This window comes from Sinorhizobium sp. BG8 (assembly GCF_016864555.1).
Lineage (GTDB): Bacteria > Pseudomonadota > Alphaproteobacteria > Rhizobiales > Rhizobiaceae > BG8.
The window spans coordinates 914064-939336 of the sequence record NZ_CP044011.1 but is presented as its reverse complement, the minus strand read 5'-3'; the positions used below and the strand labels follow the sequence as shown (position 1 = coordinate 939336).

General features: G+C 62.1%; 25 protein-coding genes, 1 tRNA gene and 1 pseudogene. 12 read left to right on the top strand and 15 right to left on the bottom strand.

Features of this window, described 5'->3' with window-relative positions; genetic code table 11:
• Window positions 1-12: 12 nt before the first annotated feature.
• Window positions 13-645 carry a (d)CMP kinase gene (gene cmk, locus F3Y30_RS04300; protein WP_203425300.1) on the bottom strand — a complete coding sequence of 211 codons (633 nt, stop codon included), beginning with the start codon at window positions 643-645 and terminating at the stop codon, window positions 13-15.
• Window positions 645-2012: a 3-phosphoshikimate 1-carboxyvinyltransferase gene (gene aroA, locus F3Y30_RS04295; protein ID WP_203425299.1), complete on the bottom strand. Its 1368-nt coding sequence runs from the start codon at window positions 2010-2012 to the stop codon at window positions 645-647. The genes cmk and aroA overlap by 1 nt, the downstream gene beginning before the upstream one ends.
• A 308-nt stretch (window positions 2013-2320) precedes the next feature.
• Between aroA and F3Y30_RS04290 the strand changes: the two genes are divergently transcribed.
• The 7 genes from F3Y30_RS04290 to F3Y30_RS04265 all read left to right on the top strand — a co-directional run bounded on the left by F3Y30_RS04290 (window position 2321) and on the right by F3Y30_RS04265 (window position 5584).
• Complete coding sequence (locus F3Y30_RS04290) at window positions 2321-2710, top strand: TIGR02300 family protein (RefSeq protein ID WP_203425298.1); 390 nt, start codon at window positions 2321-2323, stop codon at window positions 2708-2710.
• Window positions 2711-2854: 144 nt separating this feature from the next.
• Window positions 2855-2930, top strand: a tRNA-Ala gene (locus F3Y30_RS04285).
• 325 nt (window positions 2931-3255) lie between these two features.
• Window positions 3256-3465 (top strand): cold-shock protein, encoded by a 210-nt coding sequence (locus F3Y30_RS04280; RefSeq protein WP_203425297.1) that lies wholly within the window; start codon window positions 3256-3258, stop codon window positions 3463-3465.
• 403 nt (window positions 3466-3868) lie between these two features.
• Window positions 3869-4111, top strand: coding sequence for a 30S ribosomal protein S21 (gene rpsU / locus F3Y30_RS04275; protein ID WP_203426482.1), 243 nt, complete (start codon window positions 3869-3871; stop codon window positions 4109-4111).
• Window positions 4112-4140: 29 nt separating this feature from the next.
• The gene (locus F3Y30_RS26155) at window positions 4141-4341 is read left to right on the top strand and encodes a hypothetical protein (RefSeq protein WP_246752945.1); all 201 of its coding nucleotides are present in this window, start codon (window positions 4141-4143) and stop codon (window positions 4339-4341) included.
• A gap of 455 nt (window positions 4342-4796) precedes the next feature.
• Window positions 4797-5009: a hypothetical protein gene (locus tag F3Y30_RS04270; RefSeq protein WP_203425296.1), complete on the top strand. Its 213-nt coding sequence runs from the start codon at window positions 4797-4799 to the stop codon at window positions 5007-5009.
• A gap of 257 nt (window positions 5010-5266) precedes the next feature.
• Window positions 5267-5584 carry a hypothetical protein gene (locus F3Y30_RS04265; RefSeq protein ID WP_203425295.1) on the top strand — a complete coding sequence of 106 codons (318 nt, stop codon included), beginning with the start codon at window positions 5267-5269 and terminating at the stop codon, window positions 5582-5584.
• A gap of 83 nt (window positions 5585-5667) precedes the next feature.
• Here F3Y30_RS04265 and F3Y30_RS04260 read toward each other — a convergent pair whose 3' ends face one another.
• A complete protein-coding gene (locus tag F3Y30_RS04260; protein ID WP_203425294.1) occupies window positions 5668-5991 on the bottom strand; it encodes a hypothetical protein in 324 nt (107 codons plus the stop codon).
• A 419-nt stretch (window positions 5992-6410) separates the two neighbouring features.
• On the opposite strand from F3Y30_RS04260, the gene F3Y30_RS04255 reads away from it, so the two are divergent.
• A complete protein-coding gene (locus F3Y30_RS04255; RefSeq protein WP_246752944.1) occupies window positions 6411-7181 on the top strand; it encodes a YdcF family protein in 771 nt (256 codons plus the stop codon).
• Between the two features lie 82 nt (window positions 7182-7263).
• Here F3Y30_RS04255 and F3Y30_RS04250 read toward each other — a convergent pair whose 3' ends face one another.
• Together F3Y30_RS04250 and F3Y30_RS04245 are read right to left on the bottom strand one after the other, a co-directional pair.
• On the bottom strand, window positions 7264-7557 hold the full coding sequence (locus F3Y30_RS04250; protein WP_203425292.1) for a hypothetical protein: 294 nt from the start codon (window positions 7555-7557) through the stop codon (window positions 7264-7266).
• 110 nt (window positions 7558-7667) lie between these two features.
• A complete protein-coding gene (locus F3Y30_RS04245) occupies window positions 7668-8141 on the bottom strand; it encodes a hypothetical protein (protein ID WP_203425291.1) in 474 nt (157 codons plus the stop codon).
• A 207-nt stretch (window positions 8142-8348) separates the two neighbouring features.
• Here F3Y30_RS04245 and F3Y30_RS04240 point away from each other — a divergent pair, with 207 nt between their 5' ends.
• Window positions 8349-8984 (top strand): trimeric intracellular cation channel family protein, encoded by a 636-nt coding sequence (locus F3Y30_RS04240; RefSeq protein WP_203425290.1) that lies wholly within the window; start codon window positions 8349-8351, stop codon window positions 8982-8984.
• 82 nt (window positions 8985-9066) lie between these two features.
• On the opposite strand, the gene irrA is transcribed toward F3Y30_RS04240, so the two are convergent.
• Window positions 9067-9480, bottom strand: a complete 414-nt coding sequence (gene irrA / locus F3Y30_RS04235; protein ID WP_203426481.1) for an iron response transcriptional regulator IrrA — start codon at window positions 9478-9480, stop codon at window positions 9067-9069.
• A gap of 319 nt (window positions 9481-9799) precedes the next feature.
• Between irrA and fabA the strand changes: the two genes are divergently transcribed.
• The 3 genes from fabA (at window position 9800) to fabI (ending at window position 12474) form a co-directional block, all read left to right on the top strand.
• Complete coding sequence (fabA, locus tag F3Y30_RS04230; protein ID WP_203425289.1) at window positions 9800-10315, top strand: 3-hydroxyacyl-[acyl-carrier-protein] dehydratase FabA; 516 nt, start codon at window positions 9800-9802, stop codon at window positions 10313-10315.
• Between the two features lie 124 nt (window positions 10316-10439).
• Window positions 10440-11663 carry a beta-ketoacyl-ACP synthase I gene (fabB, locus tag F3Y30_RS04225; RefSeq protein WP_203425288.1) on the top strand — a complete coding sequence of 408 codons (1224 nt, stop codon included), beginning with the start codon at window positions 10440-10442 and terminating at the stop codon, window positions 11661-11663.
• A 4-nt stretch (window positions 11664-11667) separates the two neighbouring features.
• Window positions 11668-12474 (top strand): enoyl-ACP reductase FabI, encoded by an 807-nt coding sequence (gene fabI / locus F3Y30_RS04220; protein ID WP_203425287.1) that lies wholly within the window; start codon window positions 11668-11670, stop codon window positions 12472-12474.
• Window positions 12475-12585: 111 nt separating this feature from the next.
• On the opposite strand, the gene F3Y30_RS04215 is transcribed toward fabI, so the two are convergent.
• The 9 genes and pseudogenes from F3Y30_RS04215 to nusA form a co-directional block, all read right to left on the bottom strand.
• Window positions 12586-13602: a class I SAM-dependent methyltransferase gene (locus tag F3Y30_RS04215; RefSeq protein ID WP_203425286.1), complete on the bottom strand. Its 1017-nt coding sequence runs from the start codon at window positions 13600-13602 to the stop codon at window positions 12586-12588.
• A 96-nt stretch (window positions 13603-13698) separates the two neighbouring features.
• Window positions 13699-15843, bottom strand: a complete 2145-nt coding sequence (pnp, locus tag F3Y30_RS04210; protein WP_203425285.1) for a polyribonucleotide nucleotidyltransferase — start codon at window positions 15841-15843, stop codon at window positions 13699-13701.
• A 357-nt stretch (window positions 15844-16200) separates the two neighbouring features.
• A complete protein-coding gene (gene rpsO / locus F3Y30_RS04205; RefSeq protein WP_134649621.1) occupies window positions 16201-16470 on the bottom strand; it encodes a 30S ribosomal protein S15 in 270 nt (89 codons plus the stop codon).
• 164 nt (window positions 16471-16634) lie between these two features.
• Entirely contained in the window at window positions 16635-18350 is a 1716-nt protein-coding gene (locus tag F3Y30_RS04200; RefSeq protein WP_203425284.1) for a sensor histidine kinase, read from the bottom strand.
• A 207-nt stretch (window positions 18351-18557) separates the two neighbouring features.
• Window positions 18558-19493 carry a tRNA pseudouridine(55) synthase TruB gene (truB, locus tag F3Y30_RS04195; RefSeq protein WP_203425283.1) on the bottom strand — a complete coding sequence of 312 codons (936 nt, stop codon included), beginning with the start codon at window positions 19491-19493 and terminating at the stop codon, window positions 18558-18560.
• Window positions 19494-19501: 8 nt separating this feature from the next.
• Window positions 19502-19912, bottom strand: coding sequence for a 30S ribosome-binding factor RbfA (rbfA, locus tag F3Y30_RS04190; RefSeq protein ID WP_203425282.1), 411 nt, complete (start codon window positions 19910-19912; stop codon window positions 19502-19504).
• A 242-nt stretch (window positions 19913-20154) separates the two neighbouring features.
• Window positions 20155-22820 (bottom strand): annotated as a pseudogene (gene infB / locus F3Y30_RS04185) (translation initiation factor IF-2).
• Window positions 22821-22924: 104 nt separating this feature from the next.
• On the bottom strand, window positions 22925-23587 hold the full coding sequence (locus F3Y30_RS04180) for an RNA-binding protein (RefSeq protein ID WP_281435423.1): 663 nt from the start codon (window positions 23585-23587) through the stop codon (window positions 22925-22927).
• 34 nt (window positions 23588-23621) lie between these two features.
• The gene (gene nusA / locus F3Y30_RS04175; RefSeq protein WP_203425281.1) at window positions 23622-25229 is read right to left on the bottom strand and encodes a transcription termination factor NusA; all 1608 of its coding nucleotides are present in this window, start codon (window positions 25227-25229) and stop codon (window positions 23622-23624) included.
• Window positions 25230-25273 lie beyond the last annotated feature (44 nt).

Sequence of the window (25273 nt, the reverse complement as noted above, 5' to 3'; positions counted from 1 at the left end):
CTGCCTTCGAACCTAGTGCTTAAGTGCGGCGTCGATGATTGCCTTCGCCGCCGAAAACGCCGCCTCTATACTCATTTCGGACGTATCTAGCAAGTGCGCGTCATCAGCCCGCCGGAGCGGGCTGTCGGAGCGACCGGAATCACGCTCGTCGCGCCGCACGATATCGGCGAGGATCGTATCGAAATCGGCCGATCCGCCGGCGCTGTTGATCTCGTCCCGCCGCCGCTTGGCCCTTACCTCGGCCGAGGCCGTCACGTAGAGCTTCACGGGCGCCTCCGGGCACACCACGGTGCCGATGTCCCGACCATCAAGGACAGTACCGGGTTCACGTATCGCGAACGCCCGCTGGGCCTCCACGAGTGCGCGACGGACGGACGGCATCACGGCAATCTTGGAGGCGGCCTCACCGATCTCGTGGGCCGAGAGAACGTTGCGGTCGAGCCCGCCGAGATCGAGCGTGCGGGCGACATCGGCGGCCACAGCCTCGTTGTCTAGCGGCAGGCCACGGTCGATCAGCGCCTTGGCGGTCGCCCGGTAGGTGAGGCCCGTATCGAGGTGGTGAAACCCGTAGGCCTCGGCGACCTTCCGCGACAGCGTACCTTTTCCGGCGGCCGCGGGGCCATCGATTGCAATCGTGAACGTCATCAGACCGCCTTGTTCTCCGCCTGCTCTATCCTCGCACCAAGACCCGTCATCAGGTCCATGAATTCCGGAAAGCTCGTAGCGATCATCGTCGCATCGTCCACCGTCACCGGATGCTCCGAAACCAGCCCCATGACGAGGAAGCTCATGGCGATGCGGTGATCGAGGTGCGTGGCGACGGCAGCGCCGGACGCATTGCCGAGCCCCTTGCCATCCGGGCGGCCACGCACGACCAGCGAGGCCTTGCCCTCGTCGCAGTCGACGCCGTTGAGTTTCAGGCCTTCGGCCACGGCGGACAGGCGGTCCGATTCCTTCACACGCAGCTCTTCGAGCCCGTTCATGACTGTCGTGCCCTCGGCGAAGGACGCGGCAACGGCGAGAACCGGATACTCGTCAATCATGGACGGCGCGCGATCTTCCGGCACGGTCACGCCCTTGAGGCGAGAGGAGCGGACGCGCAGGTCCGCCACGTCCTCGCCGCCGGCAAGCCGGGCATTGAGGACCTCGATGTCGGCTCCCATTTCCTGGAGCGTCAGGATGAGGCCGGTGCGGGTCGGGTTCATCAGCACGTTGAAGATGGTAACGTCCGAGTCCGGCACAAGCAGGGCCGCCACCAGCGGAAATGCCGTGGACGAAGGATCGCCCGGCACATCGATCGTCTGGCCAGTCAGCTTGCCCCGGCCTTCGAGGCGGATCGTGCGGACGCCGTCGGCATCCGTCTCGACCGTCAGATTGGCGCCGAAGCCCTGCAGCATCTTCTCGGTATGGTCGCGCGTCATCACCGGTTCGATCACGGTGGTGATGCCGGGCGTATTGAGACCGGCGAGCAAGACGGCGGATTTTACCTGGGCGGAAGCCATGGGCACGCGATAGGTGATCGGCGTCGGTGTCGCGGGGCCGTGGAGCGTGACCGGCAGGCGATCACCGTCTTCGGCCTTCACCTGCACACCCATTTCGCGCAGCGGGTTCAGCACGCGGCCCATCGGGCGCTTGGTCAGCGAAGCATCGCCGATGAAAGTTGAACTGAAATCATAGACGCCGACAAGACCCATCGTCAGCCGGCAACCGGTACCGGCATTGCCGAAATCGAGCGGTGCTTCCGGCGCCAGCAGCGCGCCGTTGCCGACGCCGTTGATGATCCACGTGTCGCCTTCCTTGCGGATTTTCGCTCCCATGGCCTGCATGGCCTTGCCGGTATTGATCACATCCTCGCCTTCGAGCAGGCCGGTGATACGGCTTTCGCCGCTCGCGAGGCCACCGAACATGAAGGAGCGATGAGAGATCGACTTGTCGCCAGGGATGCGAACGGTGCCCGAAAGGCCAACGGATTTGCGGGCGGTTGCGGGCCGTGACTGGGCGCCATGCGACATGGGGCAGTTTCCTCTGGTCTATTTTCCAAGGGCGGCGGACGGCCGATTGTCGTCGTTTTCGGATCGCGACCCCGCTGAAGTCGGGGCTGCCTAGCATAAAGAGTATGGAGCGTCATCATCCAGCTGCGAAAAACCGGACGGGTTTGCCGGACTTGCCGCGCGGCATGCCCCGCGAAAACTCCGCCCAAAGTTTGGCTTTGACACGCGAGGCCAAGACGATTATGGGGACCGGCTAATTCTTTCTACCGTTCACCCGCCGGTAATCCGGCTGCGCCGGAAATAATTCGGCCATTCAAGAGGCTTTGACTGTGGCAAAACCGGAACTCGGAACCAAGCGCATAGACCCGGAGACAGGACGCAAGTTCTATGACCTGAACCGGGACCCGATCGTATCGCCCTACACCGGCAAGTCCTACCCTCTCTCGTTCTTCGAAGAGACTTCGGCCGCTTCCGTCATGGAGAAGGACGAGGAGGAAGAAGTCAACGAAGTCGATACCGAGAACACGGAAGTCGAACTGGTTTCGCTGGAGGATGCCGACGACGAAGCAGCGGGCGGCGATGATCTTCCGGATCTGGGCGACGACGACGTCGAAATCGGCGACGATGACGACGACACCTTCCTCGAGCAGGACGAAGACGACGACGACGAGGACATGACCGGCATCATCGGCGTGACCGGCGACGAGGACGACGTCTAAGTGCATGATATTCCGGCCGGTTCAAAAAAACCGGCCGGATTGGAATTTTCGGCTTGCCATCTTCGAGAACCAGAAGTATGAAGCCGCACCTGCCGAGGAAACTCGCTTCGGTATCCCGGAAACCGGCCTTGCCGGACCCGTTATGGGGCTATAGCTCAGCTGGGAGAGCGCTTGCATGGCATGCAAGAGGTCAGCGGTTCGATCCCGCTTAGCTCCACCAAATTTCTTCCCTAAGCAACAATCTCGTCGAACGGCACCCGCTCACAGAGAGTGACTTCACGCTGTTGCAGATCGGCATATGTGCCCCTGGATTGCGACATGAAAGTCGACGCGACAGTCGTCTTTCATCCCTCGGCTTCGGTGCCGGAATTGGCCCGTTTATACATTAGCACTTGCTATCCACCCGCAATGCGCCATACTTGGCGGCATCGAACTTTGCTAGCGACTCTTGTCCGCAGCCCCATGGGCGCTCTCAGATCTCCTCTCATCGTCGATTATCACAACGGTCGTTTCGACCGCATCAACAACGATTGAAGGATATCGTTATGAACACAGGCACAGTAAAGTGGTTCAACAGCACCAAGGGATTCGGGTTCATACAGCCCGATAACGGAAGCACGGACGTTTTCGTCCACATCTCTGCCGTGGAGCGCGCTGGCATGCGTGGCCTCAACGAGGGGCAGAAGATCCGTTACGATATCGTGCAGGACAAGCGCTCCGGCAAAAGCTCGGCAGACAACCTGCAGGCAGCCTAATGTTTCATTGCTCAGCGTGACCACGGAGGTACTGGCACGCCGGAGCTTTGGTCGAAGGTCGGGAGCTTTCCCGGCCTTTGTTTTTGCAGGGAGGAGGATCGCATGCCGAGGCCCTGCTACACCGTTGGTGATAATGTCGTCATCAAGAGCGACGCTTTTCGAACAACGGAATACGACCGCAAATGCCGTATCGCTGTGGTTTTGCCTGAAGCGCAGGGAATTGCTTAGCATCGCGTCAAGTTTGAAGACGTGAAATATGAGCGACGCATCACCGAGGCTGAAATCGATCCTGAAGCTACGTCATGCCCACAAGGGCCGAGAGCTCCGTGTCGACGTTCTCGTGGATCAATTCAAGTCCAATGAAGGTCAAGAGATAGCAGCAGCGGCTGCACAAGGAGACGTTTTGCAGGTACTCGTCAGGGAAAACAACGTTGAACAGGCGCTCCGCGCGCTGAAGAAGAAAATGCAGCGCGAAGGCCTGTTTCGGGAAATGAAGGCGCACACCGCCTATGAGAAGCCGTCTGAAAAGCGCGCACGCGAAAAAGCAGACGCAATCCGGCGGTTTCGCAAGCTCGCCCGCAAGAAAGCCCAGCGCGAAGGCCTGTTGCCTGCTCCGAAAAGGAAGGTAGTAGCCCGGGCCCGATGACGACAGAGGGCAGCCCGCTGCTTTCCTCAATGGGAGGGACAGATGACTGTCACCAAAAAGGGTTTTTCAAGCCGGACAAGCTGCCGGCGCATGGAACGGCTTCCCCGATCGACACGACTGCCAAGAACATCGTCGCGGCGGAGACCGCTGCGCGCGACAAGAAGACACAGAAACTACGTGCACTGCGCCTGGCGCAACCAAACGCAGAAGCAAAGCCGCGATCGGAGTAAGGTGGCTTGTCGCGGCCCGTTGCGCTCGCACGCGGCCGGCTCCCCTCTCAAACGTCAGAAACAAAAAAGTCGGGGCGAAACCGCCCCGACCTTCCTCATCATCGCTAATCCATCAGTGCCAGTACATCCGTGGTCAACGTCAGAAGCGACTGCGGCTACTGCGAGCGGCAGACAAAGAGCAATACCGGGCATGCCGCTGGCGCCTGCATGTCGGAGCAGCAGCTTACCACCTCGTCTGCCGATAGGTGTCGAACCGTCGATCGGCGCGCTTTACGCCGCTCGACCCGTCGCACTACCGTTTTCCGGAGAGAACAAGCGAGTTTCTCCGTCAGCTGGGATGGCGCTATGCTGTCGCAACCGCTCCAGTGTCACGGGCAGCATACAAAAGCGTGATTTGGACAGGGCGCCGACCGAGACTAGACTTCGCCGGTCTTGAAGAGCGAAGGAGTCCCATCATGAAAGCAGCGCTTACCATCGCAGCCGTCCTGTGCTTCTCCGCCTCCGCGGCCCTTGCGGACTGCCCGGCACACAAGAAGGTCACGGCGTCAGTCGACACCGAAATCACGACCGCCAGCATCACTACCACCGACGACACGGAGATGCCCTCAACGGACGATGCGATAGTGCTCAAAAAGCAAGGCCGCATCGCTAACGAGACTTCCGACTGAAATTCTCCTCGCGGAGCCGCTTGGCAGCCGGACCGCCGGCATCGACCGAGTTGCTCGCGCTGAAAGCCACGCTACCGAGTTGCTCCGGGCATCGTGCGAAGTTCGCCGATGCCCATCACTTTGTGCCAGAGACAACCCATCTGCATTCTGGACTTCCGGGAAACCAGGGACGGGTGGCAACTGCGAAAATTCCGAAACTCTGTGGAACCCGAACAGCCCGGCAGCCGTTCGAGTTCGAGAGCAGCAAGGAGAAAGCAATGGCTACCGATGCGCAATCCCAGATCGCCGCCCTTCGAGATGACCTCGCACGACTGCACAAGCAGCTGGCGGACCAGGGCACCGATACTTACAAGGGCTTAAACCGCCGGGCGCGACACGCTTTTCGAGCAGCCCGACCGGCAGTCTCGAACGCAGCCGACTATGTAAGATCCGAAGGCACTGCCGTGGCCGACACCGCCCGCAGCCACCCGGCCGCGCTGTCGGCGATCGTCGTGACATCCGCACTCGCCGGTCTTGCAGTCGGCTTTCTCCTGGCGTCCGCGACCAGCGAACCACCGCGCCGGCGCTACTGGTGAATGGTCGGTGCCAGGGCGCGATAAGTAACGGGCAGCCCGTCGAGGCTGCCCGTTTTCATGCGCCGAAGCAGGACTGATGGGCTCTAGCGCCTGGTCAAGCCGAAGAGATATCCAACCAAAGCCGCTCCGGCGAGGGCGGCAAAGGGGTTGGCCACGATCAGTTCCTCGGCGTCGTCGCGAAGCGATCTCGCCTGGGACATGGCAAGGTGACCCGTGCCCTCAGCCAGAAGCCCTGCGCTCTCCTTCAGCCGGCCAATCTCCGCCCGGAGTGCCTCGATCTGTTCGCTTACCGATTCGCCTGCCGCCGCAGTCGCATCGAACTCGTCAGCCATGGGATCCTCCGAAGCCTTGTTGCCGGGTCGAACCACGCCAAGCGGTGGTTTTGCGCTTTTCTTATCGTCTGCCATTGCCTGTCTCCTGATGAGGTTTGCCATGGGACAACTGAAACCATCCACACTATGTTCCATTGCGGGGGGATATAGAAGGCGTTGATAGTGATGGCGCGTGCCGCGATTTCCGTGTGGCACGAGGACGGTCGCCCAACCGTGCCGGCAGCCATTCTATCATGGGTGAGGCATCGGCCGGCATGCGGCCGGCGCCGCACCAAGGTCGCGGTTCGATTTTCTTTACCTTGTTTTGCTAGCAGCACATGCGCGGATCGTGCCGTGGCACGCGCCATCGCACTCAGTGGCCGTACCGGAATGACCGGAACTCGCGAATGGGGCACATCTTCGGGTTGGCGGCGCCGCCCGATGCGGAGCGCGTCACCGTCGACATCGGCCAAGTTCTGCAGGAAAGGCAACGATTGACCTATCTCATCTCAAAAATGGCCTGGCTTGCGGCGCAACCACTCTCGTTGAGCTTCGTGCTGCTCGCCGGTGGCATGATCTTCGGCGCGCTCAAATGGCGGCGCTTGCGCAGCCTCGCCCTCCTCTGCGCGGCGCTCCTTCTGTTCGTGACGCTCTTCACCTCCACCGGCACGGTGCTGTTGCAGCCCCTCGAGGACCGCTTCGAACGCACGAGCCTGCCCGCGTCCGGGCCGGGATGCATCATCGTGCTCGGCGGCGGAATAGAGGCGGAGGTCATAGCCGCCCGCGGCGGCTTCGAAATAAACCAGGCCGGCGACCGCTTCATCGAAACGCTGAGGCTGGCGCGCCTCTTTCCGCAGGCCCGGATACTGATTTCCGGCGGAGATGGCTCCTTCAGCGGCACCTATGCGGGCGATGCCGCCGTTTCTCGGGACTTCTTCGAGACATTCGGCATCCCTCCGGAACGGCTGCTCCTGGAGACCCAGTCCCGCACGACTTTCGAGAACGTTTCGAAGACGAGCGAGGTGCTGACGACCAACAATCTCTCCGGCTGCCTGCTGGTAACCTCCGCCTTTCACATGCCGCGTGCGATGGGACTGTTTCGCCGGGCCGGGATCGATGTCCAGCCCTGGCCGACCGACTACCGCACGACCGGAGTTGCTGGCCTGGCGTTCGATTTCACGCAGCCTTCCACCAATGCACAGATCATGACCACCGCCCTTCGTGAATGGACGGGTCTGCTTGCCTACTACGTCACGGGCCGCACCGATGCTCTCTTTCCCGGATAGAACGGCTCGATCCCAGCTCGGTCGCTGGAGACACAGCCATCGGTCGCCGGTCAGTCACCGGGCGAGCTAAACGGTCGACAGGCTATTCCGCCATATCAGGAACGTAGAGACACTGGGTACGGCCATTGGGACCGAAATTGCCGAAGGCGGTGCAACGATGGAATTCCCCGTCGGGAGACCGCTTGAGGGGCCAGCTGTTGTACTTGATCACTTCGCCGGTAATGCGGACCCGCCAGCCCTCCTTCGTCGGCGTCACGTCGCCTGCAGGGATGGGTTTGCAATCGCGGCCGGAGCAACAGGCGACCTCATAGAAGCTGTGCGGCAAGGCGGGCGTGCCGAGGAGAAATGCCGCCGCCAATGTCAGCACCGTGCGCATCGGTTCGTCTCCGGAACAGGCGCAATGGAGTTTGCCGTGCCTGAACGCAAATCACGCGTTCAGGGTCTCATGAGAAGGTGTTGCAGGCCAGACCGCTAACGGAGAGAGGATCACTTCTTCGAGATCGTCTCGAACCGGGCGCCACGCACTCTTATCGTCATTGAGCAGTATTCGGAGTCATCCCGTCCGCAGGAGGCGGCATTCGCCTTGAGCTCAAGGACCATGTTGCCGTAGCGCTTCTTGACATCGTAGCCGTAGAGATCGGCATTTGCGGCAAAGAAGTAGCCTCCTTCGGCCACCTGAATATAGAAGTTGTAGGGGCATCCGACCTCGCCGCAGAGGCCGCCCACCTCGCCGTCACACCTCACCGCACCCAGATTGGTGATGACGTCATCGAGACCGTCGTTGTTGAAGTCCACCAGGGAGACAAAATCCTCGGCATACTCGGCGGCCTTGCACTTCTGGCCCACCGCTTCCTTCTCGTGCGAAACGACATCCGCGATCAGGTTCTGCGCCGACAGGTCATTCACCTGCACGAGGAGGAACGGAAGGCAGAGGGCAAGCATTCCGGCACGAACATTCATTACATCGACCTCTTTGCGGCGCGGTATTCCGGATGGGCGATGATCCAGTCGAGGGAGACGGCCACCACCTGGTGTGGGCATGCTCGCGCCGAACGGCCGCGACAAGCGAATCCCGGCGACGCTGGCCGCAAAATACGCCATGCAATCTGTCGCGAAGCTGTGCAGAATGCGGATTCGCGTGCAATCCCCACTTGCGGAAGGCTCACCTTGACCGTTCTTGAACTCCTCGACTATGCCGGTGTGGCGGTCTTCGCTGCAACGGGCGCGCTTTCGGCGTCCCGCAAGCAGATCGACATCATAGGCTTTCTCTTCCTCGCCCTAGTCACCGGTGTCGGCGGCGGGACACTGCGCGACATCATCATCGGGACGCTGCCGGTGTTCTGGGTGAACAATCCGGTCTATATCGTGGTTTGCATCACGGTGGGGCTTATCGTCTTCTTCACCGCCCACCTGGTCGAGTCGCGATACAGACTGCTTCTGTGGTTCGACGCGATCGGCCTTTCCGCGTATTGCGTCATGGGTGCGGCCAAGGGGCTGTCCGTCACGGGTTCGCCCATCATCGCGATCGTCACAGGGGTCATGACTGCGAGTTTCGGGGGGATCCTGCGCGACGTTCTTGCTGACGAACCCTCGGTTCTGCTCAGACCGGAGATCTACATCACAGCGGCGCTGATCGGTGCGGCGGCGTTTACGGTCGCCACTCTAGCGGGCACATCGCTCATCTTCGCCTCCGTCGTCGGCACGCTGTCGGCCTTTGTCGTGCGCGCCGGTGCGCTTCGTTTCGGCTGGTGCTTTCCGGTTTACAAACCGAGGCCCGGCAGGCGCCCCGAAGACGTCATGTAGCCAAGCATTCGCCAGGACTGGACCGTTTCCGCCCGAACAGCGAAGTGCGCATGCCAGGACGTAGCGTCCTGGCCCCCTGCGGCTATTTTCGACGAAGCCTTATGATGACATCGACATGGGCGATCTCCATGCCTTCCGGCGCATCCGGAAGATTGCCGATCTCGATGTTGCTGACGGGAATATCGAGGACGTGGTTGTCACCTTCCACGAAGAAGTGGTGATGATCGGATACGTTGGTGTCGAAGTAAGTCTTGGAGCTTTCGACGGCGAGCACACGGATGAGCCCCGCCTCGGTGAACTGATGGAGGGTATTGTAGACGGTCGCCAGCGAGACGGGCACGCCCGCGCCGACCGCTTCCTCGTGAAGCTCCTCGACCGTCAGATGCCGGTCGCCCTTGGCGAACAACAGATCGGCAAGCGCAACGCGCTGGCGCGTCGGGCGCAACCCGGAGTGGCGCAGGCGCTCTTCAATGGGCATTTCTTTTCCATGCGTCATCAGCAGGTAGTCCGCGTGCCTGATCTTTGACAAACTGAATTGAGCTTCCGATATAACTTTGCAATTCGAAGGTTTCAATAGCAACCAGAACACAGGACAGCCGCGAACATGCGGAAAACCGGGCACTTTGCGCACCTGCGCTCAATTTGCACTGGCTGAGGGCGCAGTCATCATGTATGCGACACCGGCAATAAGCAAAGCCTTCCTTGTCGCCAGCATGGGGTATCAGGACGGGAAGGGTCATGCGGATGCTTCATTTTGAGGTGATCCTGCTTTAAAGCTGTTAACGAAAACCAAAGTGCGGGGATTAGACACTCAGATGACCACACGGCAATCCAGCTTCAACTACGAGGAAATCCTGACCTGCGGACGGGGCGAAATGTTTGGCCCCGGCAATGCGCAGCTTCCGCTTCCTCCGATGCTGATGTTCAACCGGATCACCGAAATCTCCGAGACCGGCGGACCGCACGACAAAGGCTTCATTCGCGCGGAGTTCGACATCACTCCGGATCTCTGGTTCTTTCCCTGCCATTTCCAGGGCGATCCCGTCATGCCGGGCTGCCTCGGTCTCGACGCGATGTGGCAGCTGACCGGCTTCTATCTCGGCTGGCTCGGCGAGCCAGGCAAGGGCCGGGCGATCTCGACCGGCGAAGTGAAGTTCACCGGCATGGTCACGCCCGCGACGAAACTCGTCGAGTACGGCATCGACTTCAAGCGCGTCATGCGCGGCCGGCTCGTCCTCGGCATCGCGGACGGCTGGATGAAAGCGGACGGAGAAGTCATCTACAAGGCGACCGACCTGCGCGTCGGACTCTTTCAGGACAAGGCCGCCTGAGCAGCACAGAGCTGCCCGTCGCGGCGCAGGCACCCGCCTGCCCGCGACATCCGACGTCAACGCGGACAACCGCCTCGCTTTTTACGCGGGTCGTTCCGCCGAGTAAGCAAGAAGGTCAAAAACAATGAGACGGGTTGTTGTAACGGGTCTAGGGATCGTATCTTCCATCGGGAACAACGCGGAGGAGGTCACCGGATCGCTCCGCGAAGCGAAATCCGGTATCAGTTTCTCGCAGGACTTTGCCGACCATGGCTTCAAGTGCCAGGTCTGGGGCTCCCCTTCCCTCGATCCGACCGACCTCGTCGATCGTCGGGCCATGCGTTTTCTCTCGCAGGGCGGAGCCTGGAACCACGTCGCGATGAAGCAGGCCATCGCCGATTCGGGCCTGGAAGAGAATGAGTACGCCCAGAACGAGCGTACCGGCATCATCATGGGATCGGGCGGGCCTTCCACGCGCACCATCGTGGAAGCGGCGGAGATCACCGAAAAGAACAACAGCCCCAAGCGGATCGGCCCCTTCGCCGTGCCGAAGGCCATGTCTTCGACCGCGTCGGCGACCCTTGCGACCTGGTTCAAGATCCACGGCGTCAACTACTCCATCTCGTCGGCCTGCTCGACTTCCGCGCACTGCATCGGCAATGCCGTGGAAATGATCCAGTGGGGCAAGCAGGACGTGATGTTTGCCGGTGGCCACGAGGATCTCGACTGGTCCATGTCGAACCTGTTCGACGCAATGGGCGCCATGTCCTCCAAGTACAACGACACGCCGGCAACCGCATCGCGGGCCTATGATGCAAGCCGTGACGGCTTCGTGATTGCCGGCGGTGCGGGCGTACTGGTTCTGGAAGAACTGGAGCACGCCAAGGCGCGCGGCGCCAAGATCTACGCCGAAGTCGTCGGCTACGGCGCGACATCAGACGGCTACGACATGGTAGCCCCCTCCGGCGAAGGCGCGATCCGGTGCATGCGCCAGGCGCTTTCGACGGTCAAGGGCGACGTCGACTACATCAATACTCACGGCACCTCCACCCCGGTCGGCGACAGCAAGGAAATCGGAGCGATCCGCGAAGTGTTCGGCTCGAAGCTTCCCTACATCCAGTCGACAAAGTCGCTGACGGGGCATTCGCTGGGAGCCGCCGGCGTCCAGGAATCCATTTACAGCCTGCTGATGATGCAGGCGGGCTTCATCGGCGAAAGTGCACACATCACCGAACTCGACCCGGAATTCGAAGGCGTGCCGATCGTGCGCAAGCGCATCGACAATGCAAAGATCGACACTGCGCTGTCGAACTCCTTCGGATTTGGCGGGACGAACGCCACGCTGGTATTCCAGCGTTACAACGGGTGATGCAATGACTGGCTTGATGAACGGAAAACGCGGCCTCATCATGGGTGTCGCGAACAATCATTCGATCGCATGGGGAATATCCAAGGCACTCGCCAGTCAGGGTGCGGAACTGGCATTCACGTATCAGGGGGAGGCACTCGGAAAGCGGGTCAAGCCTCTCGCCGCTGAGCTTGGTTCAGACTTCCTGCTGCCCTGTGACGTCGAAGACATCGCTTCGGTCGACTCCGTGATTTCGGCGATCAAGGAACGGTGGGGCAAGCTCGACTTCGTGGTTCACGCCATCGGTTTCTCCGACAAGAACGAGCTGAAGGGGCTCTACGCCAATACCAGCCGGGAGAATTTCACCCGGACCATGGTAATCTCCTGCTTCTCCTTTACCGAGATCGCGAAGCGCGCAGCAGAACTTATGAACGAAGGCGGCACGATGTTGACGCTGACCTACAACGGGTCGATGCGCGTCATGCCGAACTACAATGTCATGGGTGTTGCGAAGGCCGCTCTCGAGGCTTCGGTGCGCTATCTGGCGGGCGACTACGGCCCACGCGGAATTCGCGTCAACGCGATCTCGGCTGGCCCGATCCGGACGCTCGCCGGCGCCGGCATTTCCGATGCGCGCGCAATGCTCTCTTGGCAGCAGAAGAACTCTCCGCTGCGCCGCACGGTCACGATCGAAGACGTCGGAAATTCCGCTCTCTACCTGCTCTCCCCCCTGTCCAGCGGCGTGACGGGCGAGATCCACTACGTCGACTCCGGCTACAACATCACCTCGATGCCGGTCCTGGATACGCTGGCGAAGGCGGACGCCGAGTAGGCATGTTCCCCAGCCGGGCGCCGATCTCGATCGCGTCCGGCCTCCTTGCTCCTAAGTCTTGCCAAGGCGATCCGCTTTTTCCCGCGGGACCGGATCGCCCGATGAGCGGCTCTAGCGCCTGCCCCAGAGAACCTTGAAGCGCGCATTGCGCGAGATCTCGCCGCTTTCCTTGAACGCCTCCGACAGCACGGGCTCGTAGGGCAGCCCGCGATTGGCGACGAGCATGAGCCGTCCGCCGACCTTCAATGCCTTGGCCGCCATGCGGATCATTGCCGCTCCGAGGCCGTGGTCTGCCGCATGGCCCTCGTGGAAGGGCGGATTCATCACGATGAGATCGTAGTGGTCGCGAGGCTGCTCGCTCGTCAGGTCGCTCCAGAAGAAGCGTGTGGGGACGTTCGGGCAGTTCTCCGCGATGTTTGCCCTGGCGGCCTCCAGCGCATCGTAGTCGGCCTCGAAGAGATCGACACCCTTGAGGCCCGGAGCGTGCTCCGCAAGCATCACGGAGAGATAACCCCATCCAGCACCGAAATCGGCCGCATGGCCCTTGAAATCGGCAGGGATCCGGGCTGCCAGCATCTCGGATGCGGCGTCGACCCGATCATGCGAGAACATGCCCGGCGTTGCCGTGAAGCGATCCTCAACCCGAACGGAACGGGCCGAAAGCGCCTTGGCTGCTTCGGCAATGTTTGCGGGCCGCTGGAACCAGAATGCGACGCCGTGATACTTGGGCGTGTGGTCGCCCCCAAACTCAAACTGGGCAATGCGCTTGCGGAGAGACTGGATTCCGTCTTCCTTCCCGCCTGCGACGACGATCAGCCCACCTTCCCGGACGCGCCGGAGCGCCTCCGCAATCCGGTCCTCGTTCTGGCCCTTGTGCTTGCCGCACAGGATCAGTGCCCCGTCGTATTCTTCTCCCTCGATGACAGGCGTGACCTGGAGGCGTGCGGCCTCGAGAGCGCGGAAGAGCGAGCGCAACGGCTGGACCGAATGGATCTCCGCCTGAAACCCATCCGGTGCCCTTTGGCCAGCCTCGGCGCCAAGGAACAGATAGCGCTGCCCGGCACCCGGCGGTTCAACGATACCGGCTGCAAAGGGATGATAGAGCGTCTTGAGAGCATCACGCGACATGGCGGGGGGTCCTGGAGGGGGAGCACCAGCTCCCGGTATAAAGAAAGGGGCGCGGAACGTGCCGCTCCGCGCCCCCGGATTTTCATCGAGCCTCGATTACTCGGCGGCTTCGCCGTCGCCCTTCTTCTCGGCAACGACTTCCTTGCCGGTCGCCTGGTCGACGACCTTCATGGAGAGGCGAACCTTGCCGCGCTCGTCGAAGCCCATCAGCTTGACCCAGACCTTGTCGCCTTCCTTGACGACATCCGAGGTCTTAGCGACGCGCTCGGAAGCGAGCTGCGAGATGTGGACGAGACCATCGCGCGGGCCGAAGAAGTTGACGAAGGCGCCGAAGTCGGCGGTCTTGACGACCGTCCCTTCGTAGATCTGGCCAACTTCCGGTTCGGCGACGATCGAGTGGATCCACTTGCGGGCCGCTTCGATTTCCTTGGCCGAGGACGATGCGATCTTGACGGTACCGTCGTCTTCGATGTTGACCTTGGCGCCGGTCTTTTCGACGATCTCGCGGATGACCTTGCCGCCCGAACCGATGACTTCGCGGATCTTGTCGACCGGGATGTTCATGACTTCGATGCGGGGAGCGAACTCGCCGAGTTCCGAACGACTCTCGGTGATTGCCTTGGCCATTTCGCCGAGGATGTGCAGACGACCGCCCTTGGCCTGGTCGAGAGCGACCTTCATGATCTCCTCGGTGATGCCGTCGATCTTGATGTCCATCTGCAGCGAGGTGATGCCGGCGTCGGTGCCTGCAACCTTGAAGTCCATGTCGCCGAGGTGGTCTTCGTCACCGAGGATGTCCGACAGGACGGCGAAGCGCTCGTCTTCCTTGATGAGGCCCATGGCGATACCGGCGACCGGCTTTGCAAGCGGAACGCCCGCGTCCATCAGAGCAAGCGAGGTCCCGCAAACGGTAGCCATCGAGGACGAACCGTTCGACTCGGTGATCTCCGAGACGACACGCAGCGTGTAGGGAAACTGGTCGGCGGCCGGCAGCATCGGGTGGATGGCGCGCCAGGCAAGCTTGCCGTGACCGATTTCGCGGCGGCCCGGGGAACCCATGCGGCCCGTTTCACCGACCGAGAAGGGCGGGAAGTTGTAGTGCAGCATGAAGTTTTCCTTGTACATGCCAGTCAAGGAATCGACGTACTGCTCGTCTTCGCCGGTGCCGAGGGTGGCAACGACGATGGCCTGGGTTTCGCCGCGGGTGAAGAGGGCCGAACCGTGCGTGCGCGGGAGCAGGCCGACTTCTGCGACGATCGGACGGACGGTGACGAGGTCACGGCCATCGATGCGGCTCTTGGTGTCGAGGATGTTCCAGCGAACGATCTTGGCCTGCAGGTGCTTGAAGACCGCGCCGATTTCCTCGGCGGTGTATTCCGGGTTTTCAACGCCTTCGGGCAGGAAGTGCGCCTTGACCTTCGCCTTTACCGCGTCGACGGCTGCGTAGCGGGCGGCCTTTTCAGTGATCTTGTAGGCATCACGCAGTTCTGCCTCGGCAATGCCGAGCATGGCGGTCTCGAGAGCGGAATAGTCTTCCGGCTCGAATTCGCGCGGCTCCTTGGCAGCAACTTCGGCGAGCTTGATGATCGCATCGATAACCGGCTGGAAGCCCTTCTGTCCGAAGACGACGGCGCCGAGCATGATGTCTTCCGGAAGCTCCTTGGCCTCGGATTCGACCATGAGCACAGCTTCCTGGGTTCCGGCAACGACGAGGTCGAGGGTCGACTCGGTCATTTCATCGAGGTGCGGGTTCAGGACGTACTGGCCATTGATGTAGCCGACGCGTGCGCCGCCGATCGGGCCCATGAAGGGAATCCCGGACAGCGTGAGCGCTGCAGAAGCAGCAACCATCGACAGGATGTCGGGGTTGTTCTCGAGGTCGTGCTGAACGACGGTCACGATGACCTGCGTGTCGTTCTTGTAGCCTTCCGGGAACAGCGGGCGGATGGGACGGTCGATCAGGCGAGATACGAGCGTCTCGTTCTCGCTCGGGCGTCCTTCGCGCTTGAAGTAGCCGCCCGGGATCTTGCCGGCGGCATAGGTCTTTTCCTGGTAGTTTACGGTCAGCGGGAAGAAGTCCTGGCCGGGCTTCGGCGCCTTGGCAGAAACGACAGTCGCGAGGACGACGGTTTCGCCGTAGGTGGCAAGCACTGCGCCGTCAGCCTGACGCGCGATCTTGCCGGTTTCGAGCTTGAGCGGGCGGCCCGCCCATTCAATTTCAACCGTATGGGTATCGAACATATCTTGTCCTTCATGTGCGGATCCTGGCACCGCCGCCGCTAGGCGCAGGTGGCTCTGATCCGCATTCATGACACATCATGGGCAAGACAACGGGAGGCTTCGCGCGGAGGGCGAATTCTGCACCGCCCGGCTATGGCGCTTCCCGCCACGCCGGAGACAGGCGAGCGCCTGAAGCATCCTGCAATCCTGCCCCATGACAGGTCATCGGTTGGTTCCGCAGGACCGGCCCACCCGGCCCGCTGGAATAGTCTCGTTCCGATCGGCCGCCCACGGGCAAAGCACGACATGGAACGGTCGGCGGAGAACTCCGCAAAAACAACTGGCGGGCGCTCCGCAAGGAACGCCCGCCAGAAAAACTTAGCGGCGAATGCCCAGTGCAGCAATCAGCTTGCTGTAACGGGACTCGTCCTTCTTCTTGAGATAGTCAAGAAGCGAGCGGCGGCTCGAAACCATCGTCAGAAGACCACGACGGGAGTGGTTGTCCTTCTTGTGGCCCTTGAAGTGTTCCGTCAGGTTGTTGATGCGCTCGGTCAGGATTGCAACCTGGACTTCCGGAGAACCGGTATCGCCTTCGACGGTCGCGTATTCCTTGATCAGCGCAGCCTTGCGCTCAGCAGTGATCGACATCGAATGATCCTTTCATCAATGGAGGACTTGGGTCGCCAATTGCCGGGATGTCGTCCAGCAATGGCCATGAAGGCAGACGGGCCAGGCCCGAATGCTGGGCGTGCCTATAAACCATTCAGCCACGAAATGGAAGGGGAGATACCGGCCCCCAAAAGCGTGCGCCGTCAGCCTTGCTCGCCGTCCGCAACCTCCGGATGATCCGCCGCCCTGAGGTTCCGCGACGGTATGCTGACATTCCACTCGATTCCATCTTCGTGCATTTGCCGTTCGAGCGTCGCGTCAAGGGCCATGCTGAGCATCCGCTCGAGAACCGTGCTGCCGAAACCCTTCCGATCACTGGCGCGGTGTTCCGGCTCGATCTCAGCACCGCGCTCGCGCCAGACGATGCGAAGGGTCTCGCCGTCATCGGTCCAAGTGAGGGTGACGGTTCCGTCGCTATTGGCAAAGGCGCCGTATTTCGTGGCGTTGGTCGCAAGCTCGTGCAACGCCATGCCGAGGGTTTGCGATGTCTGCGCATCGAGAAGAACCTCGGGTCCCGCGATCGTCAGGCGGCGCGGCTCGTCGGGAGCGAAGGGCTTCAGCTGGTTTCGGGCGAGATCGGCGAAATTCACGCCCTGGCTGGCATTGTCGATCATCAGGTCGGTCGACCGGGCGAGCCCCGCAACCCGCTTGCGGAAAGCATCGGCGAATTCGCTCGCCGATTCCGCCTTGTTTGCGGACTGGTTGAGCATCGCCTGAATCACCGTAAGCTGGTTTTTCGAACGATGGGCCACCTCGCGCATCAGGAACCGCACTTCCCCCTCGGCTCTCCTGCGGGCATCCGAAGCCGTCGAGAGGGCACGTGAGACCGTCTCGAGCTCGGCGACCGCGTGACGGCGCGGAGGAATTCGCTTGCCTTCTCCGAGCTTGCGGGCATCGCTCGCCAGCATCCTCACATCGCGCGAGACAATCCGTGCGATGGCGAGACCTCCGCAAGCAGCGATCACGGCGAAGACAAGGCCTCCGATCGTGAGCCAGAGGAACGAAGCCTCGGCAGGCGCCTGCACCGCCGAAGCCTTGGCCCAGGCGATGATCTTCCAGCCGGTCACGGCAGAGAATTCCGTCACGACACGATATTCTTCGCCGCCATGGGACATCGTACTCACGCCGAGCCTGAGGGATGGGACGACCTGCAGGAAGAAGGGTGCTCCGGTCTGCTGGGTCGTATCGGTCGAAACGATCACGTTGCCTGCGCCATCAAGAACGGCGGCGCTCCAGCCCGGGGAAAGAATGTCCCGGTTGACCGCATTCTCCAGGCTTTCGGCATTTTTGGTCAGAGTGAGCAACATGCTTTCGCCGGAGGCAAGGCGCACCGGTTGATAGACGTTGAACACCCACTTCTGGGCCGTCTTGCCGAAGAAGAGGTTGGAGACAGCGAGCGTATCGCGCTCGAACACATCCTCGGCAGTCTCGGGGTCGGACGTCGGACCGAGAGGCGCGCCGTAACTCACGCGCGTGTTCAGAACCTGATGGAGGTTCCGGTCGATCAGCAGGAAGTGGGTATTACTGCCGGCGAGCGCCTTGACGGCCTGCGCATGCAGCTCCTCGAAGTTGCCTTTCTGAAGGTGATCGGAGGTCGAGAGGAAATTCAGTGTCGAGACCATGCCCGACACTTCGCGCTCCACCACCCGATTGACGGCACCTGTGGATGTCCGGAGCAGGGATTCTAAGATCCTCTCCTGCGCCTCGTTCGTGCGCTCCACGACGATAATGGCAAAGAGAAACGCCGGAACGACGACGACGAGGATGAGGCAGACCATGTAAAAGGCAATCGGCCGGTGCAGCCACCTGCGCCAGAACGAGCGGAGAGCCTTCTCGGAAGGCGCTGTTGCCTCTTTCATTGCGATCGTCACCGGCCACCCTTTCTGCCCGGTGCCAGGCCGCGCCGTGCCCTTAGCCAGCGAAAGAGCTTGACGTATTGAGCGTGCATGCCCGACACGCGACGACTTCAGGCGCCTATAAAGCCGCGCCCGTCAGGGGAAATCAAGTGGCGATATTTCGCGCGCTCGCCCGGACCGGGCGAGGCGCCTTCGTGAAGAGACCCGCCGTCAACCGGCGAAGACCCTCTTCGGGCGAAACTCCCCGCCACCCACTTCGCCGATAGCGACGAGCTTGCCGCGCGCGGTCGCATAGGCTTCGTCCGCCGATACGGGAGCGTCGCGGCCCCGCAGGATGATCGGATTGCCCATCCGCAGCCGATGCGCCTGGTCTTCGCTGACCGCGACATGCGGAAGGTCGGAAAGTGCCTCCGCCGTGTCGATCAGGAACTCGTCCAGTGCGGCCAGCCGCTCCGCGTCGTCCTCGATGGACTCCAGCGCCACCAGATCCGCAAGCGGCACCATGTCCTCCTCGCCGAACGGGGCGACGAAGGTACGGCGTAGCGAGGAAACGTGACCGTAGCACCCGAGGTCCCGACCGAAATCACGCGCGAGCGCACGCACGTACGTGCCCTTTCCGCATTCGACCTCGAAGTGTGCAGTGTTCTCGTCCGGGCATCCGACCAGAGTCAGCCGGTGAATCTCGACCTCGCGCGACGGGATCTCGACGGTCTCGCCTTCCCGGGCGAGATCGTAGGCGCGCTCGCCTTCGATCTTGATCGCTGAAAACTGCGGCGGAATTTGCTGGATTGTCCCCGTGTAGGCGGGAATTAGCGCGTGAATGGCCTCTGCGGTGGGGCGATCCGAGCTGCTTCGTGTCACGTCGCCTTCCAGATCGTCCGTCGACCGCTCCTCGCCCCAGGTCACCGTGAACTCATAGATCTTGCGACCATCCATGACATAGGGAACCGTCTTGGTGGCATCGCCGAGAGCAATCGGCAGCATGCCGGAAGCAAGGGGGTCAAGGGTTCCCGCATGTCCGGCCTTCTGGGCCTTGAAGAGCCACTTGATCTTGGAAACTGCTTCCGTCGACCCGAAGTCGAAGGGCTTGTCGAGGATGAGCCATCCGGAAACCGGGCGCCCCTTGGGTTTGCGTGGTTTGGACATCTGTACTTCTATTGTTCTTCGTTCTCGTCGCCTGCGGAGAGGTCGCGCGCGACCTCTGGGGAGCGCAGGAGCTCATCGATCTTCTTGTAATTGTCAAAGCTGGTATCGTCGCGGAAGCGCACGTCCGGCATGTATTTCATCTGCCGCAACTGCGGGCCAAGGCGGCCGCGAATGTATTTCGCGTTGCGGTTCAGGGCTTCGATCACTGTGGTGTGGTCGGCCACCCCAAGCGGCGTGACATAGGCCGTGGCGTGCTTCAGGTCCGGAGACATGCGTACCTCCGAAATCGAGATCACCGTCTTCTCTATCAGCGGATCGCGCACTTCGCCGCGCTGAAGGATCTGGGTGATCGCTGCGCGCACCTGTTCGCCAACACGAAGCATGCGCTGCGACGGCGCGGAAGTCGTTGCCTTGGTCATGGTCTGTGGTCTCTGTCTGCCGTCAGCCGGCCCTGGGGTTCGAACCCTTGTCAAAAGAGAGGGTGAAATGAACCTTTTGTGTCAAAAGGTCAAGACACGGGTGGCCGGCAGGGCGAGAAGCCTTCCGTCCACCGCCTTGATCGGGTCAGGGAAGGACAATGCCGCCTCGCGGCCATGAACCCTTCTGATACAGGAAGGGGCGCCGAAGCGCCCCTTGCCGTCGTATGAATAATTGGCCGCTATCAGAGCGTGCGCGTGACATGCTCGACGCGGAAGCACTCGATCTGGTCGCCGGCGCGGATGTCTTCGTAGTTCTCGAAGGCCATGCCGCATTCCTGGCCGACATTGACTTCCGAGACCTCGTCCTTGAAGCGCTTGAGCGTCTTGAGCTTGCCTTCGTGGATGACGACGTTGTCGCGCACGAGACGCACGCCCACACCACGCTCGACCTTGCCTTCGGTGACGCGGCAACCCGCGACCTTGCCGACCTTGGTGATGTTGAACACTTCCAGGATCTCGGCATAGCCGAGGAAGGTTTCGCGGCGTTCGGGCGAGAGCAGGCCGGACATGGCCGCCTTCACGTCATCCACCAGATCGTAGATGATGTTGTAGTAGCGGATTTCGATGCCCTGACGCTCGGCGAGCGAGCGAGCCTGTGCGTTCGCGCGGACGTTGAAGCCGATGATCGCGGCGTTGGACGCTTCGGCGAGCGAAATGTCCGATTCCGTGATGGCGCCGGCGCCGGAATGCACGATGCGCACCCGCACTTCGTCGGTACCGAGCTTTTCGAGCGCGCCGGCAATGGCTTCGATGGAGCCTTGCACGTCGCCCTTGATCAGCAGCGGGAACTCCTTGAGGCCGGAGCTCTGGAGCTGGCTCATCATCTGTTCCAGCGAGCCACGCGAACCCGACTGGCGCGCCACCTGCTTTTCGCGGGCGAGGCGCTGGCGGTACTCGGAAATCTCGCGGGCGCGACCTTCGTTCTCGACCACGGCGAACTTGTCACCGGCGGCCGGCGTGCCCGAAAGGCCGAGCACTTCGACCGGCATCGACGGGCCAGCTTCCTTGACGTGTTCGCCCTTGTCATTGACGAGAGCGCGCACGCGGCCCCACTGGTCGCCGGCGACGAGGATCTGGCCAGGACGCAGCGTACCCGTCTGCACGAGAACTGTGGCGACGGCGCCGCGACCGCGATCGAGCTGGGCTTCGACGACGACACCTTCCGCGGTGCGGTTCGGGTTCGCCTTGAGGTCGAGGATTTCGGCCTGGAGCAGGATCGCCTCGAGCAGCTTGTCGAGGTTCGTGCCGTTCTTGGCCGAGACTTCCACGTCAAGCGTTTCACCGCCCATGGATTCGACGAAGACCTCGTGCTGGAGGAGCTGCGTGCGAACGCGCTGGGCGTCGGCGGACGGCTTGTCGATCTTGTTGATCGCCACGATGATCGGAACACCCGCCGCCTTGGCGTGGTTGATGGACTCGATCGTCTGCGGCATCACGCTGTCGTCTGCCGCCACCACGAGGATCGCGATGTCAGTCGCCTGCGCACCACGGGCACGCATGGCGGTGAACGCGGCGTGGCCGGGCGTGTCGATGAAGGTGATCTTGTTACCGTTCTGCTCGACCTGGTAGGCACCGATATGCTGCGTGATGCCCCCGGCTTCGCCAGCGACCACGTTGGCATGACGGATGGCGTCGAGCAGCGACGTCTTGCCGTGGTCGACGTGGCCCATGATGGTCACGATCGGCGGACGCGATTCCAGGTCGCCCGCCTCGTCGGCGACGTTGAAGATGCCCTCTTCGACGTCGGATTCGGAAACGCGCTTGACGGTGTGGCCGAATTCGCCGGCGATGAGTTCAGCCAGGTCGGCGTCGATCAGATCGCCGGGCTTCATCATCTGGCCTTCCTTCATCAGGTACTTGATGACGTCGACGGCGCGTTCGGACATGCGCTGCGACAGTTCCTGAATGGTGATGGTCTCCGGCAGCACGACTTCACGCGAGATCTTCTCGCGCGTTTCCTGCATCATGGAGCGCTTGAACTTCTCCTGGCGGCGACGCATCGCCGACAACGAACGACCACGCTGCGAACCATCCTCATCGGCGCTGGCGTTGGTGAGCGTCAGCTTGCCCTGGCGACGGCCTTCATCGCCCTTGGGACGAGCCGGAACCTTCGCGGGCTCCGGACGAACGACCTTGCCACGTGCCGGACCGGCATTGTTGCGCGGGCCGCGGTCGTCTTCCTCTGTCTCGGGGCGCCTGGTGCGCACGGCCGGCGTTGCGGCCGGGGTGCCGGGAGCGGCGGCGGGTGCCGGGCGTGCTGCCTGCGGACGCTGCTCGGCAGGACGAGCCGCGACAGCAGCCGGAGCCACGACGGGCTGTTCCTGCTTCTCTTCCGGCTGCGCCTCGGGTTCGCCCCGCGCAGCAGCAGCAGCGCGACGTTCGGCCTCTTCCTTTTCGAGCCGAAGGCGCTCTTCCTCTTCCGCCTTGCGGCGAGCTTCTTCCTCGACCTTGCGGCGAGCCTCTTCCTCGGCCCGCTGACGGGCTTCTTCGGCGTCACGGATCTGGGCTTCGGCCAGCGCACGGCGGCGCGCCTCGATCTCATCAGCAGAAAGCTGGTTCAGGACGACGCCTACACGCGGTCGCGGCTGTTCTTGGCGCGGAGGCGGCGCGGGCTGCTGGCGAACGGGAGCCGGCTCCGGAGCCTTCGCCACCGGGGGACCGGCACGACTTGCGGTCGCTCGTCCTCGGGGCGCGAGATCCGGCGCTTGCGCGTCTCGACCACGACAGCCTTCGTGCGGCCACGACCGATGTCCTGGCGCACGGTTCCCTGCTGAACCCCGGAGGGCTTCAGGGTCAGCGTCTTCTTGCCTGCCACGCTGATTGTCTTGTCGTCTTTGTTGTCGGTCATTCCGTTCCGTTCCTAAGATCAGAGCCGGATGCGTATCACCAGACCCCGTCGTTCAATTTCGTTCATCCAATGCAAAGCAGGCCGGCCGGAAGCCGGTGACAGTGTCATTGGTTTGGCTGGCCAGCGCCGCCATGTGCCCCGACCCGGCTGTTGCCACGGTACTTTTCGAGCATGATTGCGCGCTTCACTACACCCTCACCCGCCTGCCCTGCAAGCGCTGCGGCATGGATAAAAGCATTCTGACCCAAAAGGCCCTCCATTTCCGCCTCGGTCGCGAAGCGGAAGGAGGGTATTTCCTGCTCGTCCTCGCTCGCGAAACTCATCGCCTTGCGAGCCTGATCGATCTTGCGCACGCCGTCCGGGGCCGCATCGGCCGCATGGAACACCGCAAGCGCCGCGAGACTGCGCACCGCCTGCTCCACCTTGGTCGAGCCGGTAATGAACTGGCCTGCCTTGCGGGCCATGTTCATCATCCCCGCAAGCTGCAGCACGAAAAGTCTTTCGACCTCCGCGCCGAGGCCCGGGTCGGCCTTGACGTCCGATTTCAATGCCTTGGCGAAAAGCCGCTTCGAAACGGCCTTCTCGACGACGGAGCGTTCCGCCGTGACCCAGCAGCCACGGCCCGGAAGCTGCCGCTTGAGGTCGGGGACCACGGTTCCGTCCGGTCCGGCGACGAAACGGATGAGTTCGTCCGTATCGCCGCTCGCCCGCGTGACGATGCACATGCGCGCGCCGTCACTGTCTTCCTTGCGTTTGCTGACCGCCAAAGGCTTCCCCGCTTTCCGCGTCGAACCGGGCGCCTCAGGCGTCCTGTTCGGCGCCTTCCACGATTTCGGCCTCGGTCTGGCTCTCGGCGAGTTCTTCCTCGGTGATCCAGCCGGCAGCAAGACGGGCCTGAACGATCATCGCCTCGGCTTCCGCGCGGGAAACGTCGAGCTTGGAGAACAGGCCTTCGAACTTCTTGGTCTCGCCGTCCTTGCGTTCGGTCCAGCCGACGAGGTCGTCCGCGGCGCAGCCTGCGAAATCTTCCATCGTCTTGATGCCGTCTTCGCCGAGCGCGACCAGCATCTGCCCGGTCAGGCCGTCAATCTTACGAAGGTCGTCCGAAACACCAAGCTCCTTGCGCTTGGCATCGAGTTCGGCTTCCAGACGATCGAGGTACTCGCGAGCGCGGGTCTGGATTTCGACGGCCGTATCCTCGTCGAAACCATCGATCGAAGAGATTTCATCGAGCTCGACATAGGCGAGCTCCTCAACGGCCGCAAAGCCTTCGGAAGCCAGCACCTGGCCAACCATCTCGTCGACGTCGAGCGCGTCCATGAACAGGGCCGTGCGCTCGTTGAATTCCTTCTGGCGGCGCTCGCTCTCTTCCTGCTCGGTCAGGATGTCGATATCCCAGCCGGTAAGCTGCGAAGCGAGGCGAACGTTCTGACCGCGGCGACCGATGGCGAGCGACAGCTGCTCGTCGGGCACGACCACTTCGATGCGCTCCGCATCCTCGTCGAGAACGACCTTGGCGACCTCGGCCGGCTGCAAAGCGTTGACGATGAAGGAAGCAGGGTCCTGCGACCACGGAATGATGTCGATCTTTTCGCCCTGCAACTCACCGACAACCGCCTGCACGCGCGAACCACGCATACCGACGCAGGCGCCAACCGGGTCGATTGAGCTATCGTTCGAGATGACGGCGATCTTGGCGCGTGAACCCGGATCACGGGCAACCGACTTGATCTGGATGATACCGTCGTAGATTTCCGGCACTTCCATGGTGAAGAGCTTGACCATGAACTGCGGATGGGTGCGCGACAGGAAGATCTGCGGGCCGCGCTGCTCGCGGCGCACGTCGTAGACGTAGGCACGGACGCGGTCGCCGTAGCGCATGTTTTCGCGCGGGATCATCTCGTCGCGACGGATGATGCCTTCGCCACGGCCGAGATCGACGATGACGTTGCCATATTCCACGCGCTTGACCGTACCGTTGACGATCTCGCCCATGCGGTCCTTGTATTCCTCATACTGGCGATCACGCTCGGCCTCGCGCACCTTCTGCACGATGACCTGCTTGGCCGACTGGGCGGCGATACGGCCGAAATCCATCGGCGGCAGCGGATCTGCGATGAAGTCGCCGAGCTTGGCGTCCGGATTGCGGTCGCGGGCGAGTTCCAGCGGGATCTGGGTCGAGTAGTCCTCGGCGTGATCGACGACTTCCAGCAGGCGCTGGAGGCGGATTTCACCGGTCTTGGAATTGATGTCGGCGCGGATGTTCGATTCCGAACCGTAGCGCGAGCGTGCCGCCTTCTGGATGGCATCGGCCATCGCAGCCAGCACGATCTCTCTGTCGATGACCTTTTCGCGCGCCACAGCATCTGCGATCTGCAGAAGTTCTAGCCGGTTAGCACTGACTGCCATTGTCGTAAGTCTCCATCGTGTTGCCGGCGCATCCGCCTCGGCTC